Genomic DNA, 23,273 nt, shown 5'->3' with positions numbered 1-23,273 from the left:
TGATCCCTCACTGAAACGCTGGCATGACGTCGTCGATGAACCGTGCCAGCGACTCGCGCTTGCGCTCAAAGCTCATGCCGCTGTCGATCCAGAACGAATACTCATCATAGCCCAAATCTTCGTAGCGTTTGATCTGGTCGATGACCTCTTGCGCGGTGCCGATGGTCAGGTCGCGCTTCAGGTTCTCGGGCGCCATCATTGTGTTGGCGGCCATTTCGTCCTCGGTCAGTTCTTGGATCAGACCTTGGCTGACCGGGCGCTTGTTCTGGAACCATGCGCCGAAATAGCAATAGAAGCGCGACAGCTCTTTCGCGGCCAGATCCACATCCGCCGCGTCTTTGCCCACATAGGTGTGGTGCAACAGCATGATCTTCGGGCGCTTGCCGTCATAGCCATCACAGGCCGCGTTGAAGCGATCCATCAGGCTTTCGATCTCTTCGATTCCCTGCCACAGCGGCGTAACCTGAATGTTGAACCCGTTCTGCACGCCAAATTCGTGACTGTTGGGATCACGTGCGGCGATCCAAATCGGCGGGCCGTCTTCCTGCGCGGGTTTGGGGGCCGAGGTCGTGGCGGGGAACTGGAAGAACTCGCCTTCATGGGCGCAATCGCCTTTCCACAGCTGCGGAACCAGCGGTGCCATTTCGCGCATCCGTTGCCCGGCTTCCCACGCATCCAGACCCGGCATCAGGCGTTCGTATTCATAGGAATACGCGCCACGCGCGATGCCCAGCTCGATCCGTCCGTCGGTCATCAGGTCGGCCGACGCGGCCTCGCCCGCCAGCTTGATCGGATGCCAGAAGGGGGCAATGACGGTGCCGGTGCCAAGGCGCACATGCTTGGTGTGGTGGGCCAGATTGACCAGCGTCAGAAACGGGTTCGGCGCGATGGTGAAATCCATCCCGTGATGTTCCCCGGTCCAGACCGCCCGCATCTTGGCGTCGTCGGCCATCTTGCACAGTTCGATGAACTCTTCATTCAGCTGCGCGTGCGATTGGTCGGGGGTGATGCGCTCCATATGGGCGAACAGCGAAAATTCCATGGATCAGGTCCTTTCTGACAGAGCATGCACATCGCCGCGCTTTGCATTGCCCAGATAGAGGCCAAAGCTGCGGGTGCGGAATTCAAGGGCGTAGCGCGCCATCATGTCGGCGATGGCGGGGGTGGTGAAGGTAAGGGTGGGAAGGTCGGCGACGGGGATGGCCTGAAGCGGGGCGTCCACTTGCACGTCATCGCTGGTGCCCAGGAAGTAGGCGAAATGCTGGCCGCGATCAGCGTCGTCATAGACGGAATAGGCCGGTCCCAACCGGGCCGAAATCCCGCGCGCGGCCAGATCGTCCTGCAGCCCCTGCCGCATTTGCCCACGGTCCGAGCGCTCGATCTGCGGCAAACGGTATCCCTCCGGCGTTTGTTCAAGCAGCACCGTGTCACCGACCGAGATGATGGCCCCGCAAATCGCCCGACCCTCGGTCTGTTCTAGCGCGGCGCGTTCCAGCCCGAGGCTGAAATACTGCCCGCCCGCATAGCCAAGGCCGGGGCCCTCGGACTGGGCAAAATCCGTCACCTTTCCGATCAGGATCTGGTGGTCGCCTGCGGGCAGGGATTTCCACGTGGCGCAGGAAAACTGCGCAATCGCGCCGTCGATCAAAGGGATGCCATTGGCGTCGTCGCGATGGCTGACTTGGGCAAAGCGGTCGCCCTTGAAGCTGGCGAAGGTGTTGGACACGTCCTCTTGTCCCTCAGCCAGAATGTTCACGGCGAAATGCATGCTGCTTGCGAAGGCGTCAAAAGACGACAGGAACTTGCCGGGGCAGACGAGCAGCAGGGGCGGGTCCATCGACACCGATGAAAACGAGTTCGCGGTGAAGCCGAAGGGCATGCCGTCCGGCGTGCGCGTCGTGACCACGGTGACGCCGGTCATGAAGCGGCCAAAGGCCTGGCGCAGGGCGCGGGGATCAAACTCGGTCATGGCCAAATCTCCTTTGCGAAATCCAGAAGGGCCGCGTTGACGTCAGCGGCATGGGTCATCGGCATCATGTGCGCGGCGCCCCCGACGATCATCGCGCGACCTTTCGGGGCCAGCGCCGCCATGGCCTGAGACATGGAGGGGGTCGAGTTCGGCTCGTCCGCGCCGGTCATGAACAGGGCGGGGCAGGGCAGGGTGGTCAGGGCGTCCGTGTCCGGCCCGTCCTGATGGGCGAAGATGGTGTAGGCGGCTTTGTATCCCGCCGGGTTCACCTCGCTCAGCCACGTGTGGCAAGCGTCCCGCTCGGGCGAGGTGTCGGTGCCAAACCACCGCTCCAACGTGCCCGAAGGGTCTGCCATGCTGGTCCCATCCAACTCTGCGGCCCGTGCCTTCACGGCCTCGGACGCGTCAGGGCGGCGGCGGTGTATGGCGTTCAGGGCAACGACGCCCTGCACCTTCCCGGGGTGCCGGATCGCCATGTCCAACGCGATCATCGCGCCCATGGAATGCCCGACCACCATCACCGGCCCGTCAATCCCGGCGGCGATGGCGTCGGTGTAATCGGACAGGCCCAAATCGCCCGCGGGCAGAGCGCTGTCCCCATGCCCCGGCATGTCCACGGCCACCACGTGATAATGCGGTGACAGCGCGTCCAGCTGCGCGCCCCATGCTTCGGCCCGCAGGCCGACGCCGTGGATGAACAGGATGGTCGCCCCCTGCCCAGCGGTGATCTCGGACAGGGTGGCGTGATCAGACCGCGGCCGGGTTGTCCAGGTCATGGCCCAGATCCTTCAGGTCCTGATAACGGTCGCCGATCCGGTGATGCGGGCGGCCGGTGGTGGCGGCACCCAGCACCACGACGATTTCGTCTGCGCGGGGAGCATCCGGGATTGCAAACTGCAAGGTCAGGTAATGCGAGCGGCGCCCGGCATCGTTCTTGTCCATCAGCGGCACCATGATCGGCGCGTTCGCCGGACCGCGCGTGTTGGTGAAGGCCAGATAGGATTTCGCGCCCACGGCCTCGCGATAGAAATTGCCGAACCGCAGGGTGTGGATCAGGCCCGAGGCATGCTCGACCTCGCCATCCAGACCGACGACGGCAGCTTTGCCATAGGCCTCGATCGCGTCGCCGCTGCCGGCCAGCGCGATCATCCGCTGGGTCATCATTTCGCCCAACACCGGGCCAAAGGCGTGGATCTCGGGCTTCAGGTCTTCGACGAAGCGTCCGGCCCACGGGTTCTTGACCACGGCGGCCACGGCGAACATGCGCCACGGTGTGTCGGCGGGCTTGAAGCCTTCGATCAAAACCTCTTCGTCATAGGTCACAATTTTGCGGATTTCGGGCGTCATCTTGGTCTCCTGTTCGCTTGGCGACATCATCGGAACGCCCTGATATTTTGACAAATGATAGATTTGCTGGCTTAGGTATTAAAAAGACTACTGGCTGGTTTGACCCATGAAGAAATCGCTTCCCCCCCTGACATGGTTTCGCGCCTTTGAAGCCGCCGCCCGGCACCTGAGTTTCACCGCTGCGGGGGACGAGATTGGTCTAACCCAATCGGCGGTCAGCCAGCAGGTTAAAGCGCTGGAATCGCGGCTGCGTGTCTCGCTGTTTACCCGCCATGCACGCGGGCTGTCCCTGACCGATGACGGGCGCAAATTGCTGCCTCAGGTGGGCGCAGCGCTGGGCACCCTTGCGAGCGCGACCGAGGTGTTCGACGCAGGCCCCACCCAAAACCTGTTGACCATCGCGACCTCGGTCAGCGTCGCGCAATGGATCATTGCCCCGCATCTGCAGGACTTCACCCGAACGCATCCAAATGTGCGTGTGCGGTTCCTCAGCGCGATCTGGCCGGATGAGTTCAACGCCTCACGCGCCGATGTGGAAATCCGTTTTGGCTCTGCCAAACAGGTCGGCAAGAATGCCGAGCTGCTGACGCCGGACGGGCTGGTGGCGATGAAATCCCCCGCCCTGACCGGCGCGCTGGAAGACTTGCCACTGATCGAGGCCGTTGGCACCTCGGGCGGGTGGAAAAGCTGGTCGGAACAGATCGGTGCGCGGTGTGAACCGACGCTTTTTGCCGATTCTTTCGGCATGGCCTTGCACCTTGCGGCGGAAGGAAACGGCGTTGCGCTGGTCAGCGAGCTTCTGATCCAGAACGCACTACAAACGGGCCAGTTAACCCGCGCGCACCCGGCCTCGATCCCCAGTAACGAGGGGTATTACCTGTCGGTCAATGACCAGAACCCGGCGGCCAGAGATTTCCGCGCGTGGCTGCTGGATGTGCTGTCGAACGCGGCAGAGGGGCCGAAACTGTCTCAGAAGTGAGACAGGTCTTGGGGGGAAATTTGCGCGGTGGGCGATCTTCCCCTAGGTTTTCACAATGTTTAACGCGCTCACCACGCCATGACCCGGACCGTCGCGCATATCGACAAGGTCCTGAAGGTCGCGAACTCGCCCACTGCTGCGGCGCGGTCGCGCTTGGCGGCCAGTTGGCGGCGATCGGCAGACAAGCACGGGTTGGATCCGGGCGAGCATCGCAGCCCCAACCGTCTGTCCGGGACCGAGCTGTATGAGCGCGTGAATGCGTTTGAAAAGTTCATGACCGTCGCCGCGCCTCGTTTGGACAGCCTGTTTTCGCTGGTCGGGCAATCGGGCTGCGCGGTTTTGCTGACGGATGATGACGGGGTGGTGCTGGATCAGCGGATCTCGGACGCGGATACGGCGGTGTTTGAAGCGTGGGGGCTGTGCGTCGGCGCGGTCTGGAGCGAGGCCGAGGAAGGCACCAACGGCATCGGCACCTGCCTTGAGGAAAACCGCCAGCTGATCATCCACCGCGACGAACATTTCTTTGCCCGCAACACCGCGATGAGCTGCATCGACGCGCCCATCTATGGTGCTGACGGAGAGATCATGGCCGCTCTTGATGTGTCCTCTGCTCGGGCCGACCAGACCGAGGCCTTCAATCGCCTGATCGGCGCGCAAGTGGCTCAAACCGCGCGCGCCATTGAAGAGGCAAACTTCCGCGCCGCCTTCGACACCGCCCGCATCGTGGTGGCCGAAAGCGAAGACGCCGAGGCTGCGACCCTTCTGGCGATCAACGAAGACGATCTGATCGTCGGCGCAACCCGCGAAGCCCGCCGCGTTTTTGGTTTTGACCGGAGCGGTGCATTGGCTCCGCAACCGGCCAGCGACGTCTTAGGTCGGACAGATGGACCCACCGGATTTGAAAAAGCCGAACGCGCCGCTGTGGTGCGCGCGCTGACGCGTGCAGGGGGCAATGTCTCGGCCGCAGCGCGCCAGCTTGGGATCGGACGGGCCACGCTCTATCGCCGCATGAAACGGTTGGGTTTGGAACAAAACTGACCGCGCCTGTCTCAGGCCTGAGACAGATCGCAGGCCGCGCGTCTTTCCACCCACAGACAGCCAAAACCCCATAGGTCATGGTCATTCCCACGCCCGGAGGAGGTCCGGGTTTTTTGGGAGGAAATACATGAACGACATGACACATACCGAGGCAGGCACCTATGTCTCGCCCTTCGCCACGCGTTACGACAACTTTATCAATGGCGCCTTCACGCCGCCGGTGAATGGTCGCTATTTCGACAACGTGACCCCGATCACGGGCGAAAAGATTTGCGAATGTGCGCGGTCTGATGCGGATGACGTGGAACTGGCGCTGGACGCCGCCCACGCCGCTAAGGGGGCATGGGGCAGCACCTCGGCTGCGGAACGCTCGAACACGCTGTTGAAAATCGCAGACGCCATCGACGCCAATCTGGAGCGCCTCGCTCAGGCCGAGACATGGGATAATGGCAAGCCGATCCGCGAGACTATGGCCGCAGACATTCCGCTGTCCGCTGACCATTTCCGCTACTTTGCAGGTGTTCTGCGCGCGCAAGAAGGCAATATGTCCGAAATCGACGCCGACACCGTGGCCTATCACTTCCACGAACCCTTGGGCGTGGTGGGGCAGATCATCCCGTGGAACTTCTCGATCCTGATGGCTGCGTGGAAACTGGCGCCTGCGCTGGCCGCCGGCAACTGCATCGTGCTGAAACCCGCCGAACAAACCCCCGCCGCCATCATGATCTTGGCCGAGATCATGGCCGAATACCTGCCCGCAGGCGTTCTGAACATCGTGAACGGCTACGGGGCCGAGGTCGGCGCCGCGCTGGCCACATCCAGCCGCATCGCCAAGATCGCTTTCACCGGCTCGACCGAAACCGGCAAGAAGATCATGCAGGCCGCGACGGAAAACCTGATCCCGGTCACGTTGGAGCTGGGTGGCAAAAGCCCGAACATCTTCTTCTCGGACGTGATGGCAAAGGATGATGCCTTCTTGGACAAGGCCGTCGAAGGCTTTGTGTTGTTTGCCTTCAACCAAGGCGAAGTCTGTACCTGCCCCTCGCGCGCGCTGGTTCAGGAAGACATCTATGACGAGTTCATCGCCCGCTGCATCGAGCGTGTGAAGGCCATCAAACATGGCGACCCGCGCAACCCCGACACGATGGTCGGCGCGCAGGCCTCGACCGAGCAGCAGGAGAAAATCCTGTCCTATCTGACCATCGGCCGCGAAGAAGGCGCCGAGGTACTGGTCGGTGGTGACGCGGCCCGCTTCAATGGCGAGCTGTCGGGTGGCAACTACATCCAGCCGACCATCCTGAAAGGTCACAACAAGATGCGCGTCTTTCAGGAAGAAATCTTCGGCCCCGTGGTGTCCGTCACCACCTTCAAAACCGAAGAAGAGGCGCTGGCGATTGCCAATGACACGATGTACGGCCTTGGCGCCGGTGTCTGGTCGCGGGACGCCAACACCTGCTATCGCTTCGGCCGCGCGATCGAAGCCGGGCGTGTTTGGGTCAACAACTACCACGCCTATCCGGCCCATGCGGCCTTTGGCGGGTACAAGCAGTCCGGCATCGGGCGCGAGACCCACAAGATGATGCTGGATCACTATCAGCAGACCAAGAATATCTTGATGAGCTACAACCCCAACAAGTTGGGCTTCTTCTAGGACAAAAGTGTCGGGGGCCAAGCGGTCCCCGGCCTATCTATGGCGATTGTGCCTAGGAATAGGACGGATGGATCGCACCCCCGCGCGCGAGCACGCCGGCCAGTGCCAGACCAGACACCGCGTGCCAGATCCCCCAGAACGCCGCGACTACGGCCATGCCCCCAAGCCCGCTGAAGAACCCGAAAATCAGGATCAGCCCAAGGCCCGAATTCTGGATGCCGGTTTCGATCATGATGGCGCGGCGATCAAAGGCGGACAGCCCGGCCAGCGTGGCGACACCAAACCCAGCCCCTAGCGCAAGCGCGTTGTGGGCAATGACAAGGGCGGCGACGGCCTCGGCATATTCCAAGAACAGCGCCCAGTTCGCGGCCAGCGCCAGTACGACGAAGGCGATGAAAATCCCCATCGACAGATACTGAAGCGGCGTGCGCAGACGGCGCGTGATGTCGGGCCGTTTGGCGTTCAGCAACACCCCAAGGCACAAGGGCAGCACCAGCATGACGCCCACGGTGATCGCCACCGACACCGGATCAATTGAGGTCTGCCGGAGGATCGCCCGCGTCGGTTCATAAAGGCTGCCCCAGAACGCGATGTTCAGAGGCGTCAGTAAGATCGCAAAGATCGTCGCAAAGGCGGTCATCGACACTGAAAGCGCCGCGTTTCCGCCCGCCCGATGAGTGATGAAGTTCGAGATATTGCCCCCCGGACAGGCCGCCACCAGCATCAATCCCAAGGCAATCGACGGGCGCGGGGTGGTCGCCAGAACCAGACAGAAAGTCAGCGCGGGCAGCACAAGGAATTGCGACGCCAACCCGGTCAGCAAGGGCTTGGGCTCCCGCGCCAGCTTCTTGAAATCACTGGGTTTCAGGTCAATCGCGATCGAGAACATGACGATGGCAAGCACGGCGTTCAGGATCTGCAGACTTGTGGGCGAGAAGTTCAGCATCACCTCGTCAATGCCAGCTTGTGCTGGTGTACTCATGCTGCTTCCCCCGTCCCTTATTTGCCGTCTCGGCCTGTAACCGATTGGTGACACGTCAAGTTTTGTACACCGACTGCCCTCTGGGCAAGCAATAAACGAATTGACCAAGGGTGCACTGGATTGCAGTCTTGGATTCCCACTTCCAAGCGCTGAGCCGATTTTGCCCCGACAGAAGACCGAAAACCCAATGGACGAACTGTTGCGCGCGCGCCTTCGGCTGACGGATCGTGCGCATTTCCGGCTAAAGGGTTTGCGCCTTCTGATGGGGTCCGTCGACCTGTTCAGCCGCACCCTGACGGGTCAGGCCTTCTTCGCCCTGCGCGAGACGGAACAGGTGTTGCGAGACCTCGATGGCCGTACCGGTCCGGATCTTGTGAAAGCGCTGTTGGAGATGCAGGGCGGCACGCAGATCACCGCGCGCGGGATCGAGAACATTCCCGCCCAAGGGGCCGTGGTCATCGGCGCAACGCATCCCGTCGGCACGTTCGATTTCATCTCGCACGCGGGTGCGTTGCTGGATCACCGGCCCGATCTGAAAGTCGTCGCCAACCGCGAGGCCGAGCGATTTCTGGGTGCGGATCGCATCGTCGCAGTGGACCTTGACCGCTCGGACAAGGTGCTGGGCGCGCGGCAGACGCGTGCCGACATGCAGGCGCATCTGGAACAAGGCGGGGCGTTGCTGGTCTTCGGCTCTGGGCGCGTGGCGGATATGGCAGGTGGGTTGCTGGTCGAACCCCCGTGGCGCACCGGCATCACCCGCGTGTCTGCGGAAACGGGTGCCCCGATCGTGCCTGCCTCCGCCGACCTTCGAAACTCGCGTCATTACTACCGCACCCGAAAGCTCGCCCGAGTACTCAGCGGCAACAACGAATATATCGGCCGCGAGGTCGCTTCGCTGCGTTATGTGTCCGAGTTGCTGGCGAAACTGGGTGGTAGCTACGAGGTGTTTTACGGGGCTACGCAGCCACCAGGATCTTCCCCGGAAGCATTGCAGGAATTGGCCGAGGAGTTGATCCCCGGGCTTTATCGTTCAGCATAACGCAGTGTTTTTGTGCAAGCCAATGCCTAAAGCTGCTCCGTTGTTAGGCATTGATGCACTTCAATCATCAGATGAATTTCAGGACATATTGAGTACGCCCGTAAAACTAGTAATTAATGTGGCATTAACACCATAGATTAAGGAGGAAATCTTAAAATGAGTGTGTTACCTTGAATTTAAACAGAAAATCTATTTGAGCTTCCAGAGTCTCAAAATGTCACTTTTTGAGAAATAGACATTACTAGAAGAAGGAAAATCCGTGTGCGCAAAATCGTTGCCATTCTCCCGATAGTTGGCGCTTTGTCGGGCTGCGTTAAAGCAAATCCAATCGTCTCCGAGTATAATGGAGATAGCGTAACTATTGTCACTTCAGCTTTGTCAAACGTTGATGAAGCTAAGGCCGCCGCTCAAGCAGAGGCGACCCGGATTTGCCGCACTGGTGGCCGTAGTAGGGCAGAGTATGCGTCAACTCGCATGAACCAGAATACCTACGAAAACTACAATCTGTATCTTTGCTTGTAATTATAGGACTCGCTTTTGGCCAATTGACCTCAGCTGGCAGTTTGTTCGGCTGAGGTATCTCATATCTCTCTGAGATTGTTTGAGATCCTCGTGGATCAAGGTTTTAAATTATAAACGGCTCTAGGGCCTCGAATGCACGCAATTAAATGTAGCTCACACGAAAAGTGTGGTAAGTGCGTGCGGTTGGCAATCGTCAAGTGTTAGATAATTAATAGCTTATTCTGGCGACCCCGGCAGGATTCGAACCTGCAACCTGCCCCTTAGGAGGGGGCTGCTCTATCCAGTTGAGCCACGGGGCCGTTTGCGCAGCAAATAGGCAAGCGGGTCGGGCTTGTCTAGCGGCGTTTCAGGGTCTCGCCAGCTTCGATCTTGGGGGAAAGCTCGATCCGTTCGCCGCCGCCGGTGTCACCGGCTTCGGTGCTGCGATCCGCGATGATCTGGGCCGCCGCACGGCCGATTTCCTTGCGGCAGGCGTCCATTGTGGCCAGCTGGCGCGGCAGACCGTCCAGAAGCTCGACTCCGTTAAAGCCCGCAAGGCCGATCTGACCCGGTACGCTGATGCCCTTGTCCAGACAATACAAAAGCCCGCCCGCGCCGATCATATCGTTGGAATAATACATGAAATCCAGCTCGGGCGTGCGTTCCAGCATGACCTCGGTCATCTCGCGACCTTTGGCCAGCGCCGATCCGCCCTCGTAGAATTCGCGATCCGCGATCTCGATCCCTTCTTTGGCCAGTACCTCGGTGAAGCCTTCGAAACGTTTGCGGGCGCGGTGGTCCAGCGGCATCTTGGTGCCAAGGAATCCGATGTTTTTGTAACCCGCTTTCAGGATGGCCTTGGCCATCTTGCGTCCCGCGCGACGGTGAGAGATGCCGACGCAGGCGTCGATCGCGTCGCCGTCGGTGTCCATGATTTCGACCACCGGAATGCCCGCGGCCTTCAGCATCGCCTTGGCAGCGTCAGAATGCTCTAACCCTGCGATAATTACGCCTGAGGGACGCCAGGACAGCATCTCATACAGGACTTTTTCTTCGCGTTTGGGGTCGTAGTTCGTGACGCCCACAACGGGCTGCAAAGGGGTTTCGTCCAGAATCTCGTTGATGCCCATCATGACCTCGGGGAAGACCATGTTGGACAGGGACGGGATGATCACCGCCACAAGGTTCACCCGTTGCGAGGCCAGCGCGCCCGCGATCTTGTTGGGCACATATCCCAGCTCTTTCGCGGCTTCCAGCACGCGGTCACGAGTCGCCTGACTGACATCACCCCGGTTTCGCAACACCCTGCTGACCGTCATTTCGCTGACGCCCGAGGCTTCAGACACGTCACGAAGGGTCAATGGGCGGCGGTTCGGGGGGGTCTGTCTGTCTGTCACGTAGGCATCCTTGAACATATGGGGGTTGCCGTATGTTAGCGATAGATATCCGCTTGGCAATGCCCCAATTTCAAAGGGATGTTAGACTAACGGTTCCGCTAACCGTGTGACCAGCGCGTCCTGCACCGGTGGGGTGCCCGCGACCATGCCGCGCAGCTGCGGATGCGGGTTGTTGAAGCGCGCGGATCCTTTGACCTGATCGGTCACTTTTCCGCCTGCTTCTTCGACGATCAGCGCTCCGGCAGCGACGTCCCATTCCCAAGTGGGCCGCAGTGTCATCATCGCGTCAAATCGACCCTCGCCCACCAGAGAAAGCCGATAGGCCAGCGAGCTTCTGAACACCCGCTCGACTGGGGGAACGTCTCTATTCTGCCAGAAACTGGGGTTCAAATTGGGCTTTGCGGCGAGCACCGTGGCACCTTCGATCCGGGTCTTCTGGCTGACGGTCAGGGCAGTGTCATTCAGCGTGGCACCTTGCCCAAGGGCTGCAGCATAAAGCTTGCCGCGTTCGGGCAGATAGACCACGGCGGCCTCGACAATCCCGTCGCGCGCCACGGCCAGCGAGTGCGCCCATGTGGTCGAGCCTTCGATGAAGCTGCGCGTGCCGTCGATCGGATCGACGATGAACACCTGTTCGGCCTCAAGACGTTCGGGGTTGTCCTCGGTTTCTTCCGACAGCCAGCCATAGTCGGGTCGGGCACCGGTCAGTTCGTTTCGCAACATGCGATCCACGGCCAGATCCGCCTCGGTCACGGGGCCTTGGCCGCCGGGTTTGTCCCAACGTTCGGCCGAGCCGTGGAAAAAGCCCGAGGCGATCTTGCCCGCTGCTTGCGCCGCGTCGATCAGAAGTTTCAGATCATCAGTCACCGGCAAGGGTCATCCCTTCGACCAGCAGGCTGGGGATCATACGGCTGAGATGCGGTTCGGCATCATTCGCCGGGATGATCCGCTTCAGCATATCCCGTAGATTGCCCGCGATGGTGCATTCGTTGACGGGATAGGCGATTTCGCCGTTCTCGATCCAAAAGCCAGATGCGCCGCGCGAATAATCACCGGTGTTCGGGTTGATCGTGGACCCGATCATCGATGTCACCAAGAGCCCGGTGCCCATCTGCGCGATCAGGTCCTCTTTCGTCAAATTCCCCTGCGTTAGAGCCACATTCGAGATCGACGGTGACGGCGGCGCAGACGTCCCGCGTGACGCGCTGGCGGTGCTTTGCATCCCCAGTTGGCGTGCTGTGGCGATGTCCATCGTCCAGCCGGTCAGCAGTCCGCTATCGACGATCTTGCGCTGTTGCGTGGGCAGGCCTTCCCCGTCGAACGGGCGCGAGCCGGAAATACGTTTGCGGTGTGGATCCTCGATCAGGTCAATGCCGTCGGGCAGCACCTGTTCGCCCAACGCATCCAGCAACCACGACGACCCACGCGCGATCATCGCGCCGTTCGAGGCGCTCAGCAGATGCCCGATCAAGGATGCCGAAATGCGTTCGTCATAGAGCACAGGATAAGCGCCCGTTGGCGGCTTCTTCGCGCCCAGCCGTTCGACAGTACGGTTGCCCGCTTTGGTGCCGATCTCTTCCGCGCTGGGCAGATTGGCCTGAAAGATGCGCATTTCGCCAGCATAGTCACGTTCCATCGTCGCGCCTTCGCCGGTGATCGCCACGGTCGAGATTGCGCGGTTGGTGCGGCCATAGCCCCCCGAAAACCCGTTTGAGCATGCCAAATGGAACTGATGCCGCCCGTAACCCGCCGACGAGCTGCTGACCTGCGACACGCCGTTGACGGCCAGCGCAGCGGCCTCGGCCTCGAGCGCATCACGTTCCAGCGCGGCGGGGTCGGGTTCGGCGCTGGGGTCGGCCATTTCCAAGGCCTCCAGATCCCAGTCGCTCGCCAGATCCGCTGGGTCTGCCTGCGCGATATGGGGATCCTCGGGCGCTTCTTTGGCCATCGCCACGGCGCGCTCGGCCATCGCGTTGATTGTCGCTTCGGACACATCTGACGCCGACACACAGGCCTGTCGCTGGCCCAGCATCACGCGTAGGCCAATGTCCACGCCCTCGGAGCGTTCGGCGTGCTCCAGCTTGCCGTTCAGCACATCAATCGACACGGACGTCCCGTCCACCGCCAACGCATCCGCCGCGTCCGCCCCCGCCTTCCGGGCGGCGTCCAAAAGCTGTTGGGTCAGGCTATCAAGCGATGCGCGCATGGGGCGTCCTTTCAATTGCGTGCCTCTCAGGTAACCTCTGCACCCCCCGCTCGCAAGATGTGTCTCTGGCATCTGCGCGAATGCTGCGCTAGCATTAAAGGAAGGGAGGGCACCATATGCATGATTTGACAGGGAAAACCGTTGTGATCACGGGCGCAAGCCGCGGAATCGGAGAAGCCGCCGCGCACATCTTTGCGCAGGCCGGGGCCAACGTGGTGCTGACCGCCCGCAGCGCGGCGCAGATCCAAGCCATCGCGGAATCCATTGGCGAGCGTGCTTTGGCCGTCACTTGCGACGTGTCGAATTGGAGCCAAGTGAAAGCCGCCATTGATATGGCCCACGGGCGCTTTGGCAGCGTGGATGTGCTGATCAACAATGCGGGCGTCATTGAACCCATCGGTCCGCTTGAAACCTCGGACCCCGAGGGCTGGAGCCATGTCATCGATGTAAACCTAAAAGGTGTCTATTACGGCGCAAGAGCCGCCTTGCCGCATATGATCGAACAGGGCGGAGGCTCGATCCTGACGATCAGTTCTGGGGCCGCCCATCGCCCGCTGGAAGGCTGGGCACATTACTGCACCTCGAAGGCGGGCATGCATATGTTTAACGAGGCTCTGCACCTTGAAACCTCGGGCAAGGGCATCCGTGCGATCGGTCTGTCGCCGGGCACCGTTGCCACCCAAATGCAGCGCGAGATCAAAGCCTCGGGCATCAACGCGGTGGCGCGGCTGAACTGGGAAGAACACATCCCCGCCGAATGGCCCGCCCGCGCGCTGTTGTGGATGTGCACAGATGATGCAGACGAGTTTCTGGGCAAGGAAATCTCGCTCCGCGACATGGATATCAGGAAAAGAGCGAACGTATTCGGATGATAGACCTCACGAAAGAAAATGGCGTCTGGGTGGTGACCATAAACCGTCCGGACAAGGCGAACTCGTTGACCAAGGCGATGTTGGAGCGGCTCGCCCAGATCGCGCAGGACGCGGCGGGGGATGCGCGCGTGTTGGTGCTGACCGGTGCGGGCAAGGTGTTTTCCGCTGGTGCGGATCTGGACGAGGCGAAGGCTGGTTTGGCCACCGACGATGTGTGGGAACGTCTGTCCGGTGCCATCGCCGCCGCGCCCTGCCTGACCATCGCCGCCCTGAACGGCACGCTGGCAGGCGGTGCGTTCGGCATGGCCTTGGCCTGTGATCTGCGTATCTCGGTCCCCAGTTCCAAGTTTTTCTATCCGGTGATGAAGCTGGGCTATCTGCCTCAGCCGTCCGACCCCGCACGTCTGGCCGCGCTGGTCGGTCCCGCGCGGGCCAAGATGATTTTGATGGCGGGCCAGAAAATCCAAACGGACGAGGCGCTTTCATGGGGGCTGATCGACCGCGTGGTCGCGCCTGACAGCTTGATGGACGCTGCGTTAGAGCTTGCCGACCACGCCCGATCGCAAAGCGCCGATCACGTGGCGGCGATGAAGCGGATGATCCCCTAATATAGGCTCTAATCCGGCCTAACGTCGCCCTTTTCTACGCCGCGCCCCTTTGGTGACGGCGTAGAAATCCGGCGGGCGTTTGGCGACCCAGCGGATAAACTTGGCCAGCACCGGATGGGCGCGCAGGGCGTCAGGCGTGTGATAGCTGCGCGCCAGTTCGGCCTCGCTCAGTTCAAGGTGAATCTGATTGTGACAGATCTGGTGCAGCAGAACAGTTTCCCCGCCTTTCCCGCCCTTCAGCTTCGGCACCAGATGGTGCTGGCTTTGCGCCACATCCGGCGGGATCACGCGCCCGCACAGCGCGCATTCCGGCAAGGAAGCCTTGCCCTTTGAGGTCAAACCGCTATCCATTTCCAAAGGTTTTATCAGTGTTCGCGTGAAGGCAAGGAAAAGCAGATGGAAAATCGACCTCAGATCGTGGACACCGCGCTGGACTATCTGAACCAGGGGTGGGAGATCGCTGAAGGCTGGCTTCTGTCCCCCGCCGCGTGGTCTCAGTTCGGGCTCTTGGTCGTTGCCTATCTGGCCGCGCGCTTCACCGATAAGAAGCTCGAGCCATTCCTGACCCGCATTCTGACGCCGAACGGCGATCGCAACCATCCGATCGCCAAGGTCCGCCTGTTCGCGTTGATCTTCCTGCCCTTGACCATGCCGCTTCTGGCCTGGGCGTTTACGGCGATGGGCGAGCAGGTCACGCGCTCGATCTTTGGCTCGGGTGCGGTGATCGCCTTCGGGAAACGCGTGTTCTTGTTCCTCGCCGTGCGCGCCTTCGCGCGTGAGATCATCAAGGATCCGTTCCTGAAGCTTTTGGGCAAATACATCCTGATCCCAATGGCTGCGCTCTATACCGTCGGGCTTTTGGATCTGGTGACGACCAAACTGGACGAAACTGTCGTACCGCTGGGGAATATGAGCTTCTCGCTGCTGTTCGCCATCCGCTTTGCCGTGCTGGGCGGCGTCATCTTCTGGCTGGGGCGCTGGTCGAACGACCAAACCGCACAAGCGATCAAGAAACAGGAAGAGATGCGCCCGGCCACCCGCGAGCTGGCCGTCAAAGCCGCAGAAATCTCGATTTTCGGTGCCGCCTTCCTGATCCTGATGAACATCATGGGCGTCAATCTGACCTCTCTGGCTGTTCTTGGGGGCGCGATTGGCGTCGGGCTGGGCTTTGGGCTACAGCAAATTGCGTCGAACTTTATCTCGGGCATTATCCTTCTGTTGGAAGGGCAGGCCACGGTCGGCGACTACGTCGAATTGGACGGGGGCGAGACCGGCACGATCGTCAAAATGACCGCCCGCGCCGCCATATTAGAGACGTATGACGGCAAATGGATCGTGGTGCCGAACGAGCATTTTATCACCACTCGTGTGGTGAACTACTCGGATGCAGGCAGCGCCAATCGCTACGAGGCGCCGTTCTCGGTCAGCTATAAGGCCGACATCGTGGCCGTGCCGGACATCATCGAAAAAGCCGTGGCCGAACTGGATTTCGTTCTGACCGATACTGAAGAACACATGCCCGATTGCGAGCTGCGCGCCTTTGGCGACAGCGGTGTCGATTTCGCGTTGGAGTTCTGGGTGAACGGCATAGATGACGGGCGCAACAAGTTCACGCCGCGGGTCATGATGCAGATCTGGAAGGCGCTTAAGGCCAACCACATCGAGATCCCCTATCCACACCGCGTGGTCGAGATGCTGGGTGATGGGGCCAAATCCTCGTGAAGACTGCGCTGGTCATTGGGGCAGGTCCGGCAGGGCTGATGGCAGCAGAGGAGCTGTCGAAGGCGGGGCTGTCCGTTGTGGTTGCTGACGCCAAGCCATCGCCCGCGCGCAAGTTCCTGATGGCCGGGAAGTCGGGTCTGAACCTGACAAAGTCAGAGCCTATTTCGGCGTTTTTGTCCCATATTCATGGACCAGACAGCCTGCGGAAGATCGTGGCTGGATTTGGACCAGACGCGGTTCAGGACTGGGCGCGTGATCTGGGGCAAGAGGTCTTTACCGGGTCGTCGGGGCGTGTCTTTCCCAAGGTGATGAAGGCGTCGCCGCTGCTGCGCAATTGGCTGGCGCGGTTGGATCAAGCCGGGGTCGAGCTGCGTCGGAACTGGCGTTGGGTAGGTATCGCAGATGGTGCGAAGCAATTTGAGACGCCCGAGGGGCTGCAAACCGTTCAGGCGGATGTCACCGTCCTGGCACTGGGCGGGGCCAGCTGGGCACGGTTGGGATCGGATGGAGAATGGGTCTCTATTCTTGCCCAAAACAGTGTTTCCTGCGCGCCGTTCCAGCCCGCCAACATGGGCTTCATCGTCGCGTGGAGCACCCATATGGCGCGTCACTTCGGCCAGCCGGTGAAATCCGTACGCGTCACTGCCGGGGATCAATCGGTGCTGGGCGAGTTCGTCATCTCGTCACGGGGCATTGAAGGGTCCGCGATTTATGCCGTTAGCCGTGCGATGCGCGACGGGGCGCCTTTGACTTTGGACCTGCTCCCCGGGCGCAGCCTTGAGGACATCACCGCCCGTCTCTCCCGCCCGCGCGGCAAGGCCAGCCTGTCCAACCACCTGCGCAAGACGCTGAAGCTGGACCCGGTAAAAACGTCTCTATTACAGGAGTTTTCGCGGCCTTTGCCCTCTGACCCTGCCGAACTCGCTGCGCTGATCAAAGCTCTGCCGATCCCCCATCAAGGTCCGCGCCCGCTGGACGAGGCGATCTCGACCGCAGGCGGTCTGTCGTTCGAGGCGCTGGACGAGGGGCTTATGATCAAGGCGCTGCCCGGCGTCTTTGCCTGCGGTGAAATGCTGGATTGGGAAGCCCCGACCGGTGGTTATCTGTTGACCACATGTTTCGCGACCGGGCGCCATGCAGGGCGCGCTGCCGCGGATTACGCTAGGCGTTAACGCCGTCCACCCATCATCGCCAAGCGGATCAGGGTGCGTTCCATCAGCGCCATTTGAGGGGCCTTCTGGGCCGATCGTAGCGTCAAGTCGGTGTCAATCAGCACTTCCAGCGCCTGTTCCAACCGCCGCAGCCCCCATTTATTGGCCTGCCGGACCATCCGGTCACGCGATTTGAAATGCACGGGCGGGCGCAGGCGGTTGATGCCTTGGCCCGGCCCGGCGGGATCGGAGCTGGCGCCGTGCAGCGCGCGGAAATGGCGGGTGGCGCCGATGCAAAGCCCCACGGCCGCGACGCCCTGGGCCTGCAGTTTGGCGAGAATAGGGCCTATTTCGCCTGCACGACCTTCGGCGACCGCATGTAGCAGATCGTCCAACGCCGCCTCGGTCGAGGCAGGCGCAACGGCCAGCACATCGTCAGGGCTGACGGGCGCGGGATCGGACAGTTTATACAGCCCCAGCTTCTCGACTGTTTGCCGGAAGTCGCCGGGATCCAGATCGCGCGACAGGCCCATCAGGTCGTTCATCGCCTCGGGGCTGACCTGTGCGATGCCGGCGCGTTTCAGGTCGGCCTCGATCTCGTCCCGCGTGGGGGGATCGTCATAGATGCCCGCCGCAAAGGCGTTCGGGTGGCCCTCGAACAGTTTGCGCAGCGCGGACCGCGCGGTCAGCGAGCCCGCCGTCACCACAACCTGCGCATCGCCGTCCTGCCAGTCGGCAATGGCGGGGGTGATGATCTTGGCGAGCGTATCGGTGGCGTCCTCCACAAAGGCCACACGCGGGCCGGGGAAGAAACCTTGCGATTTGATTGCGTCCGACAGCATCGCGGGGTCTTTGCGCAGCTCGGCGGCAGGAATGCGGGTCAGGCGCATTTCGTCTTCGCCATTGGGGCCGATCAGGTTGGCAATCAGCTCTTGCCGCTTCAGCGCCACACGCATGGCGTCTGCCCCGAAAATCAGCACGCCCATCCGCTTGGGATCGGGCTTGGCGAAATAGCCGCTGGCGTCCCGCGGGGAAAGCTTCATTCGCCCCAGCCCGAGAACGTGGCCGAGAAGCGCGTGGTGATTTGATCGGCCAACAGCACCATCAGACGGCGATTCGCGTCGCGTTCGACGGCGGCGGTCGACACGGTCGAGCCTTCGGTCGAATAGGACGTGAAGTTGGACACAGTGCCTTTTTCGACCACATCGCCCGTAGCAACCGAGGTCACGCTGAACTCAACCGCGCCCAATACCTGTGTGCGGGTGATTTCCTGTGCGGGCGTCACACCGACGCCTTCCGAGCGTGTGGTGATCGTATAGTCCAACCGATACGGCGCAGACAGGTTACGGCCCAGCCGTTCTTCCATCCGTTTCACGAACTCGTAGCTATTCGAATCATTCGGCGCAGCGATGGTTACCGCCCCGCGCAATCCATCCGCCGAGCCGCCCGGCGCATAGACCGGGGTGAAGCCGCAGCCGGCCAGAAGCGCGGCAGCGGCGGTGATTTTCAGGAAGTGGCGGCGATCAGACCACGACATTCACAATACGCCCCGGAACAACGATGACTTTTTTCGGGGCCTTACCATCCAGCGCCCTGACGACAGCTTCCTCGGCCAGCGCGAGTTTTTCAACCTCGGCTTTGTCCATGTCCTTGGGCACGCTGATTTCCGCACGGCGTTTGCCGTTGATCTGGATCGGCAGGGTCACGGTATCCTCGACCAACATGGCTTCGTCGGCGACGGGCCATGCGGCCTGCGCCACCAGACCTTCGCCGCCCAGCATCGACCAGATTTCCTCGGACAGGTGCGGCGTCATGGGCGACATCAGCTGCGCCATGGTGCGCATCGCTTGCTTTTGCGCCTTACCGCCCGCTTTCGATTTCGAAATGGCGTTCTGGAAGGCGTAAAGCTTTGCAATGGCGGCGTTGAAGCCGAAGCTTTCGATGCCCATGGTCACATCGTGGATGGCCTTGTGCATCGCGCGCAGCAGTTCTTCGTCATTACCGTCGGCGTCGTCCATATCGGCGATCTTCACTGCGGTGGCGAACACGCGGGCCAAGTGCTTGGCGGCGGCCTCTGCACCGGATGCCGTCCATTCCACGTCACGTTCGGGGGGCGAATCGCTCAGCACGAACCAGCGGGCGGTGTCGGCGCCAAAGGCGTCGATGATGTTCACCGGGTCGACCACGTTGTTCTTCGACTTCGACATCTTGGCCGAGGGGATCACTTTGATCGCCTCGCCGGTCTCTTTCACGACCACTTTGCCATCACGTTCCTCGACCTCTTCGGGATAGTGATAGATCGCGCGGCCGTTCTCGTCGGTGCGGTCTGCGTTCTTATAGATCGCGTGGGTCACCATGCCCTGCGTGAACAGCGCGTTGAATGGCTCGCGGGCTGTGTCCGGCAGGTGGCCGCAGATGTTCATCGCGCGGGCGAAGAAGCGCGAGTACAGCAGGTGCAGAATCGCGTGCTCAATGCCGCCGATATACTGGTCGACATTCATCCAATAGGAGGCTTCTTCCAGATCGGTCGGTGTCGCTGCATTCGGCGAGGTGAAGCGCGCGTAGTACCAGGACGAATCGACGAAGGTGTCCATCGTGTCGGTTTCACGCTTGGCGGGCTTGCCGCAGGACGGGCACGCACAGTCGCGCCACGTCGGGTGACGGTCCAGCGGGTTGCCGGGGGTGTCGAAGCTGACATCCTCGGGCAGTTTGACCGGCAGGTTTTCTTTCTTCTCAGCCACCACGCCGCAGGTGTCGCAGTGAACGACGGGAATCGGGCAGCCCCAGTAACGCTGGCGGCTCAGACCCCAGTCACGCAGGCGGAATTTCTCGACGCCCGTGCCCCAGCCGGCGTTTTCGGCGAACTTGACGGTCGCGTCGATCGCTTCCTCGCCGGTGGCCTCGTCCAGACCGGCGAAGTGGTCGACCCATTTCACCTTTTCGGTTTTCGGCGGCACGAAGGCTTCGTTTTCGACGGGCTTCGGATCGTCCAGCGACAGGAACGTGTCCACAACCGGCAGGTCGTACTTCCGGCAGAAGTCCAAATCGCGCTGGTCATGTGCCGGACAGGCGAAAATCGCGCCGGTACCGTAATCCATCAGGATGAAGTTGGCGATCCAGACCGGCAGCTCCCATTCCGGGTTCAGCGGGTGTTTCACGCGGATGCCGGTGTCGTATCCCAGCTTCTCGGCGGTCTCGATGGCTTCGGCGGTGGTGCCGCCCTTGCGCATTTCGACAAGCTGCGCGGCAATCTCGGGGTTTTCGGCCTCAAGCGCCTTGGAGATCGGGTGATCGGGCGAGATGCCGACGAAGCTGGCGCCCATCAGCGTGTCGGGGCGCGTCGTATAGACTTCGATCGACTCACCACCATCCACACGCTCGAACGAGAATTGCAGACCTTGGCTGCGGCCAATCCAGTTGGCCTGCATGGTGCGCACTTTTTCCGGCCAGTTGTCCAAGCCATCCAGCGCATCCAGAAGTTCACCCGAATAATCCGAGATCTTGAAGAACCATTGCGTCAGGTCGCGACGTTCCACCGGCGCACCCGAGCGCCAGCCGCAGCCGTCAATCACCTGCTCGTTGGCCAGAACCGTCATGTCGACCGGATCCCAATTCACCGTGGCGTTCTTGCGGTAAACCAGACCCTTCTCCATGAAGTCGATAAACATCGCCTGCTGCTGGCCGTAATATTCCGGGTCGCAGGTGGCGAATTCACGGCTCCAGTCAATCGACAGACCCAGTGGGCGCATCTGACCTTTCATGGTCTTGATGTTGTCATAAGTCCACGTGCCAGGGTGGCCGCCCTGCGCCATCGCCGCGTTTTCAGCAGGCATCCCGAAGGCGTCCCAGCCCATCGGGTGCAGAACCGAGAACCCGCACGAAGACTTATAGCGCGAGATCACGTCGCCCATCGTATAGTTGCGCACGTGACCCATATGGATGCGGCCCGACGGATAGGGGAACATCTCGAGCACATAATATTTCGGCTTCGTCTCATCGCGCGTGGCGGTGAAGATTCCGGCCTCGTCCCAGGCTTTTTGCCATTTCGGTTCGATATCTGCGGCAGTGTATCGCGACATTCGTCAGGTCCTTGATGTGAAAACGCCGGGCTATGGGCCCGGCGCATGTCTTATAAGTCTGGTCGTTCCGGGTCTAGAGCTTGCCGTCACGAATACGTAGCTGACGCGCGCGGGTCAGGATCGCGTCTTCGACCTTGCGGACGGCTTCGGCGCTGGCCGGGCCACCGCGTGTATACAGCGCAACCGACAGCGAGCGCGCGTCCAGCGCGGGGTCACGGACATATACTGTGGCTTTGTAAGCTGCACCGCCACCCGGCGGACGGCCATAGCCAAATACGATAATGCCCGAAAACGGGTCAGCGGCCTGAACCGGCATGAAGCTCAGCACATCAAGCGATGCGTTCCAGATATAGCGGTTAACTTCGACCGTGGTGTTGGGGTCGTCCACGTTCTTGAACAGATCCCAGATCGTCTCGCGCGGCTCTTCAATTTCTGGCGTGTGCCCAAGCCCACCACCTTGTTGCTGGGCGTTCGAGCCGCCTCCGAAAATATTGCCCGATCCAGCGGAGCCAACTGATCCACGGCTGCCACCACAGGCAGAAAGACCAAGCATAGCGATCAATGACAGACCAAAAGCAGACGTTTTAAGGATGCCCATGAAACAGCCCCATAAGTAAAAATTCCTCTTGTTAGTATATAAGCCCCTGCGGGCGGGCAAGCGTTTTCCCAAGCACCCTATGTGAGTCATATAATTAGAGAATCGCTTGATATTGCGGGTTTTCGCCGACTGCGCGAATGAAACTGTGGCATGAAAGCACCAATATGCCCGACATTCGGTTTTCGACGTTTCAGTCAGCTTGCAATGAGCGCCGGAAAGGTGGATTGAACGATGCATACTCAATTCGGATTCCCCTGAATTGAGGCGAACTCTAAAATTTATGAGGGAAAACGAAATGAAAAAGATTCTCTTCGCTTCGACCGCTCTGGTCGCTTCGGCTGGTTTCGCTGCTGCTGACGCAGACTTCACCGGTGCTGCTGGCTTCGGTATGATCTACGACGGCACCAACTGGAACCCGGACTACTACACCACCCTGAACATCTCGCTGACCGGTGAAACCGATGGTGGCCTGTCGTTTGGTGCCGATCTGGACCTGACCTTCGACAACGGTGGTTTTGGTGTTACTGACAACCAAGTTGTTTACATCGAAGGCGGCTTCGGCAAGCTGTCGGTTGGTACCGTAGACAACGCTGTTGACGCTTCGGTTTCGGGCATCAAAGACGTCGGTTATTCGGGTCTGGGTGTTGACAACCTGGCAGAAGCCGAAAAAGGCACCTCGACCGCTAACGCTCTGTACCAAGGTACCTTTGGTGATTTCAGCGTTGCTCTGTCGGGCGACCTGTCCTCCGGTGCTTCGGACTGGGCGATTGGCGCCAAGTACGCAATGGGCGACTTCAAAGTTGGTGCTGGTGTGGAAAAAGACGGTGGTAACACCGTATATGCAATCAGCGCTGGCGCCACCTTCGGCGACATTGCTCTGAACGCTCTGTATGGCCGTGACTCGACTGCTTCCAACTATTCGTACGGTGTTGACGCTGGCTACACCATGGGCGCTTCGACCATCACCATTGCTTACGGCAACGATGACGGTGTTGAAGGCTACGGTCTGGGCATCTCGTACGACCTGGGCGGCGGCGCTTCGGTTGACGCAGGTGTTGCAGAAGTTAACGGCGTTACCAAAGCCGATCTGGGCATCAACATGACCTTCTAATCCTAACGGATTATTTGGTAAGG

At 60.8% G+C, this 23,273-nt stretch carries 22 protein-coding genes and 1 tRNA gene; 9 read left to right on the top strand and 14 right to left on the bottom strand.

The window, feature by feature from the left end; translation table 11 throughout:
* Nucleotides 1-7: 7 nt before the first annotated feature.
* Genes Q0677_RS01515 through Q0677_RS01500 form a run of 4 tightly spaced genes read right to left on the bottom strand, consistent with a single transcriptional unit; the run spans nt 8 to nt 3,316 of the window.
* A complete protein-coding gene (locus Q0677_RS01515; protein ID WP_298905263.1) occupies nt 8-1,042 on the bottom strand; it encodes an LLM class flavin-dependent oxidoreductase in 1,035 nt (344 codons plus the stop codon).
* 3 nt (nt 1,043-1,045) lie between these two features.
* On the bottom strand, nt 1,046-1,969 hold the full coding sequence (locus Q0677_RS01510) for a flavin reductase family protein (protein ID WP_298905262.1): 924 nt from the start codon (nt 1,967-1,969) through the stop codon (nt 1,046-1,048).
* Nucleotides 1,966-2,745, bottom strand: a complete 780-nt coding sequence (locus Q0677_RS01505; protein WP_298905261.1) for an alpha/beta fold hydrolase — start codon at nt 2,743-2,745, stop codon at nt 1,966-1,968. The genes Q0677_RS01510 and Q0677_RS01505 overlap by 4 nt, the downstream gene beginning before the upstream one ends.
* Complete coding sequence (locus Q0677_RS01500; RefSeq protein ID WP_298905259.1) at nt 2,717-3,316, bottom strand: amino acid synthesis family protein; 600 nt, start codon at nt 3,314-3,316, stop codon at nt 2,717-2,719. Before Q0677_RS01500 ends, Q0677_RS01505 begins: the two co-directional genes overlap by 29 nt.
* 106 nt (nt 3,317-3,422) lie before the next feature.
* Here Q0677_RS01500 and Q0677_RS01495 point away from each other — a divergent pair, with 106 nt between their 5' ends.
* The 3 genes from Q0677_RS01495 to Q0677_RS01485 all read left to right on the top strand — a co-directional run bounded on the left by Q0677_RS01495 (nt 3,423) and on the right by Q0677_RS01485 (nt 6,984).
* Nucleotides 3,423-4,295 (top strand): LysR family transcriptional regulator, encoded by an 873-nt coding sequence (locus Q0677_RS01495; protein WP_298905258.1) that lies wholly within the window; start codon nt 3,423-3,425, stop codon nt 4,293-4,295.
* A 78-nt stretch (nt 4,296-4,373) separates the two neighbouring features.
* A complete protein-coding gene (locus Q0677_RS01490; protein WP_298905256.1) occupies nt 4,374-5,333 on the top strand; it encodes a helix-turn-helix domain-containing protein in 960 nt (319 codons plus the stop codon).
* 127 nt (nt 5,334-5,460) lie between these two features.
* Nucleotides 5,461-6,984, top strand: a complete 1,524-nt coding sequence (locus Q0677_RS01485; protein WP_298905254.1) for an aldehyde dehydrogenase family protein — start codon at nt 5,461-5,463, stop codon at nt 6,982-6,984.
* Nucleotides 6,985-7,036: 52 nt separating this feature from the next.
* Here Q0677_RS01485 and Q0677_RS01480 read toward each other — a convergent pair whose 3' ends face one another.
* On the bottom strand, nt 7,037-7,966 hold the full coding sequence (locus tag Q0677_RS01480; RefSeq protein WP_298905252.1) for a bile acid:sodium symporter family protein: 930 nt from the start codon (nt 7,964-7,966) through the stop codon (nt 7,037-7,039).
* Between the two features lie 187 nt (nt 7,967-8,153).
* Here Q0677_RS01480 and Q0677_RS01475 point away from each other — a divergent pair, with 187 nt between their 5' ends.
* Nucleotides 8,154-9,005, top strand: coding sequence for a 1-acyl-sn-glycerol-3-phosphate acyltransferase (locus Q0677_RS01475; protein ID WP_298905250.1), 852 nt, complete (start codon nt 8,154-8,156; stop codon nt 9,003-9,005).
* Nucleotides 9,006-9,749: 744 nt separating this feature from the next.
* Here the strand turns inward: Q0677_RS01475 and Q0677_RS01470 are convergent.
* The 4 genes from Q0677_RS01470 to Q0677_RS01455 all read right to left on the bottom strand — a co-directional run bounded on the left by Q0677_RS01470 (nt 9,750) and on the right by Q0677_RS01455 (nt 13,109).
* Nucleotides 9,750-9,826, bottom strand: a tRNA-Arg gene (locus tag Q0677_RS01470).
* Between the two features lie 36 nt (nt 9,827-9,862).
* Nucleotides 9,863-10,903: a LacI family DNA-binding transcriptional regulator gene (locus tag Q0677_RS01465; RefSeq protein WP_298905247.1), complete on the bottom strand. Its 1,041-nt coding sequence runs from the start codon at nt 10,901-10,903 to the stop codon at nt 9,863-9,865.
* A gap of 81 nt (nt 10,904-10,984) precedes the next feature.
* Nucleotides 10,985-11,776 carry a 3'(2'),5'-bisphosphate nucleotidase CysQ gene (locus Q0677_RS01460; protein ID WP_298905245.1) on the bottom strand — a complete coding sequence of 264 codons (792 nt, stop codon included), beginning with the start codon at nt 11,774-11,776 and terminating at the stop codon, nt 10,985-10,987.
* Nucleotides 11,763-13,109, bottom strand: a complete 1,347-nt coding sequence (locus tag Q0677_RS01455; protein WP_298905243.1) for a TldD/PmbA family protein — start codon at nt 13,107-13,109, stop codon at nt 11,763-11,765. The genes Q0677_RS01460 and Q0677_RS01455 overlap by 14 nt, the downstream gene beginning before the upstream one ends.
* A gap of 116 nt (nt 13,110-13,225) precedes the next feature.
* Between Q0677_RS01455 and Q0677_RS01450 the strand changes: the two genes are divergently transcribed.
* Together Q0677_RS01450 and Q0677_RS01445 are read left to right on the top strand one after the other, a co-directional pair.
* A complete protein-coding gene (locus Q0677_RS01450; protein ID WP_298905241.1) occupies nt 13,226-13,981 on the top strand; it encodes an SDR family oxidoreductase in 756 nt (251 codons plus the stop codon).
* Nucleotides 13,978-14,589, top strand: coding sequence for an enoyl-CoA hydratase/isomerase family protein (locus Q0677_RS01445; protein ID WP_298905239.1), 612 nt, complete (start codon nt 13,978-13,980; stop codon nt 14,587-14,589). The genes Q0677_RS01450 and Q0677_RS01445 overlap by 4 nt, the downstream gene beginning before the upstream one ends.
* 18 nt (nt 14,590-14,607) lie before the next feature.
* On the opposite strand, the gene Q0677_RS01440 is transcribed toward Q0677_RS01445, so the two are convergent.
* Nucleotides 14,608-14,940: an HNH endonuclease gene (locus Q0677_RS01440; protein WP_298905237.1), complete on the bottom strand. Its 333-nt coding sequence runs from the start codon at nt 14,938-14,940 to the stop codon at nt 14,608-14,610.
* Nucleotides 14,941-14,985: 45 nt separating this feature from the next.
* Here Q0677_RS01440 and Q0677_RS01435 point away from each other — a divergent pair, with 45 nt between their 5' ends.
* Nucleotides 14,986-16,311, top strand: a complete 1,326-nt coding sequence (locus tag Q0677_RS01435; RefSeq protein WP_298905235.1) for a mechanosensitive ion channel domain-containing protein — start codon at nt 14,986-14,988, stop codon at nt 16,309-16,311.
* Nucleotides 16,308-17,483, top strand: coding sequence for a TIGR03862 family flavoprotein (locus Q0677_RS01430; protein ID WP_298905233.1), 1,176 nt, complete (start codon nt 16,308-16,310; stop codon nt 17,481-17,483). Before Q0677_RS01435 ends, Q0677_RS01430 begins: the two co-directional genes overlap by 4 nt.
* Here Q0677_RS01430 and holA read toward each other — a convergent pair.
* The 4 genes from holA to Q0677_RS01410 all read right to left on the bottom strand — a co-directional run bounded on the left by holA (nt 17,480) and on the right by Q0677_RS01410 (nt 22,094).
* Complete coding sequence (holA, locus tag Q0677_RS01425; protein ID WP_298905231.1) at nt 17,480-18,505, bottom strand: DNA polymerase III subunit delta; 1,026 nt, start codon at nt 18,503-18,505, stop codon at nt 17,480-17,482. The genes Q0677_RS01430 and holA overlap by 4 nt on opposite strands.
* Entirely contained in the window at nt 18,502-18,999 is a 498-nt protein-coding gene (gene lptE, locus Q0677_RS01420) for an LPS assembly lipoprotein LptE (RefSeq protein WP_298905229.1), read from the bottom strand. Before lptE ends, holA begins: the two co-directional genes overlap by 4 nt.
* Complete coding sequence (gene leuS, locus Q0677_RS01415) at nt 18,986-21,541, bottom strand: leucine--tRNA ligase (RefSeq protein WP_298905227.1); 2,556 nt, start codon at nt 21,539-21,541, stop codon at nt 18,986-18,988. Before leuS ends, lptE begins: the two co-directional genes overlap by 14 nt.
* Before the next feature lie 73 nt (nt 21,542-21,614).
* Nucleotides 21,615-22,094 carry a DUF3576 domain-containing protein gene (locus Q0677_RS01410; RefSeq protein WP_298905226.1) on the bottom strand — a complete coding sequence of 160 codons (480 nt, stop codon included), beginning with the start codon at nt 22,092-22,094 and terminating at the stop codon, nt 21,615-21,617.
* A 340-nt stretch (nt 22,095-22,434) separates the two neighbouring features.
* On the opposite strand from Q0677_RS01410, the gene Q0677_RS01405 reads away from it, so the two are divergent.
* Nucleotides 22,435-23,250, top strand: coding sequence for a porin (locus tag Q0677_RS01405; RefSeq protein ID WP_298905224.1), 816 nt, complete (start codon nt 22,435-22,437; stop codon nt 23,248-23,250).
* The last annotated feature ends 23 nt before the right edge of the window (nt 23,251-23,273 follow it).

This window comes from uncultured Aliiroseovarius sp., from assembly GCF_947492455.1.
Taxonomy (GTDB): Bacteria; Pseudomonadota; Alphaproteobacteria; order Rhodobacterales; family Rhodobacteraceae; genus Aliiroseovarius.
The sequence above is the reverse complement of the archived record's forward strand: the minus strand, read 5'-3'. Positions and strand labels throughout refer to the sequence as shown.

Coding starts and splice junctions, on each gene's coding strand:
- Q0677_RS01515 (WP_298905263.1), bottom strand. CDS start 1,042: ATGGAATTTTCGCTGTTCGCCCATATGGAGCGCATCACCCCCGACCAA.
- Q0677_RS01510 (WP_298905262.1), bottom strand. CDS start 1,969: ATGACCGAGTTTGATCCCCGCGCCCTGCGCCAGGCCTTTGGCCGCTTC.
- Q0677_RS01505 (WP_298905261.1), bottom strand. CDS start 2,745: ATGACCTGGACAACCCGGCCGCGGTCTGATCACGCCACCCTGTCCGAG.
- Q0677_RS01500 (WP_298905259.1), bottom strand. CDS start 3,316: ATGACGCCCGAAATCCGCAAAATTGTGACCTATGACGAAGAGGTTTTG.
- Q0677_RS01495 (WP_298905258.1), top strand. CDS start 3,423: ATGAAGAAATCGCTTCCCCCCCTGACATGGTTTCGCGCCTTTGAAGCC.
- Q0677_RS01490 (WP_298905256.1), top strand. CDS start 4,374: ATGACCCGGACCGTCGCGCATATCGACAAGGTCCTGAAGGTCGCGAAC.
- Q0677_RS01485 (WP_298905254.1), top strand. CDS start 5,461: ATGAACGACATGACACATACCGAGGCAGGCACCTATGTCTCGCCCTTC.
- Q0677_RS01480 (WP_298905252.1), bottom strand. CDS start 7,966: ATGAGTACACCAGCACAAGCTGGCATTGACGAGGTGATGCTGAACTTC.
- Q0677_RS01475 (WP_298905250.1), top strand. CDS start 8,154: ATGGACGAACTGTTGCGCGCGCGCCTTCGGCTGACGGATCGTGCGCAT.
- Q0677_RS01455 (WP_298905243.1), bottom strand. CDS start 13,109: ATGCGCGCATCGCTTGATAGCCTGACCCAACAGCTTTTGGACGCCGCC.
- Q0677_RS01450 (WP_298905241.1), top strand. CDS start 13,226: ATGCATGATTTGACAGGGAAAACCGTTGTGATCACGGGCGCAAGCCGC.
- Q0677_RS01445 (WP_298905239.1), top strand. CDS start 13,978: ATGATAGACCTCACGAAAGAAAATGGCGTCTGGGTGGTGACCATAAAC.
- Q0677_RS01440 (WP_298905237.1), bottom strand. CDS start 14,940: ATGGATAGCGGTTTGACCTCAAAGGGCAAGGCTTCCTTGCCGGAATGC.
- Q0677_RS01435 (WP_298905235.1), top strand. CDS start 14,986: ATGGAAAATCGACCTCAGATCGTGGACACCGCGCTGGACTATCTGAAC.
- holA (WP_298905231.1), bottom strand. CDS start 18,505: ATGAAGCTTTCCCCGCGGGACGCCAGCGGCTATTTCGCCAAGCCCGAT.
- lptE (WP_298905229.1), bottom strand. CDS start 18,999: ATGTCGTGGTCTGATCGCCGCCACTTCCTGAAAATCACCGCCGCTGCC.
- leuS (WP_298905227.1), bottom strand. CDS start 21,541: ATGTCGCGATACACTGCCGCAGATATCGAACCGAAATGGCAAAAAGCC.
- Q0677_RS01410 (WP_298905226.1), bottom strand. CDS start 22,094: ATGCTTGGTCTTTCTGCCTGTGGTGGCAGCCGTGGATCAGTTGGCTCC.
- Q0677_RS01405 (WP_298905224.1), top strand. CDS start 22,435: ATGAAAAAGATTCTCTTCGCTTCGACCGCTCTGGTCGCTTCGGCTGGT.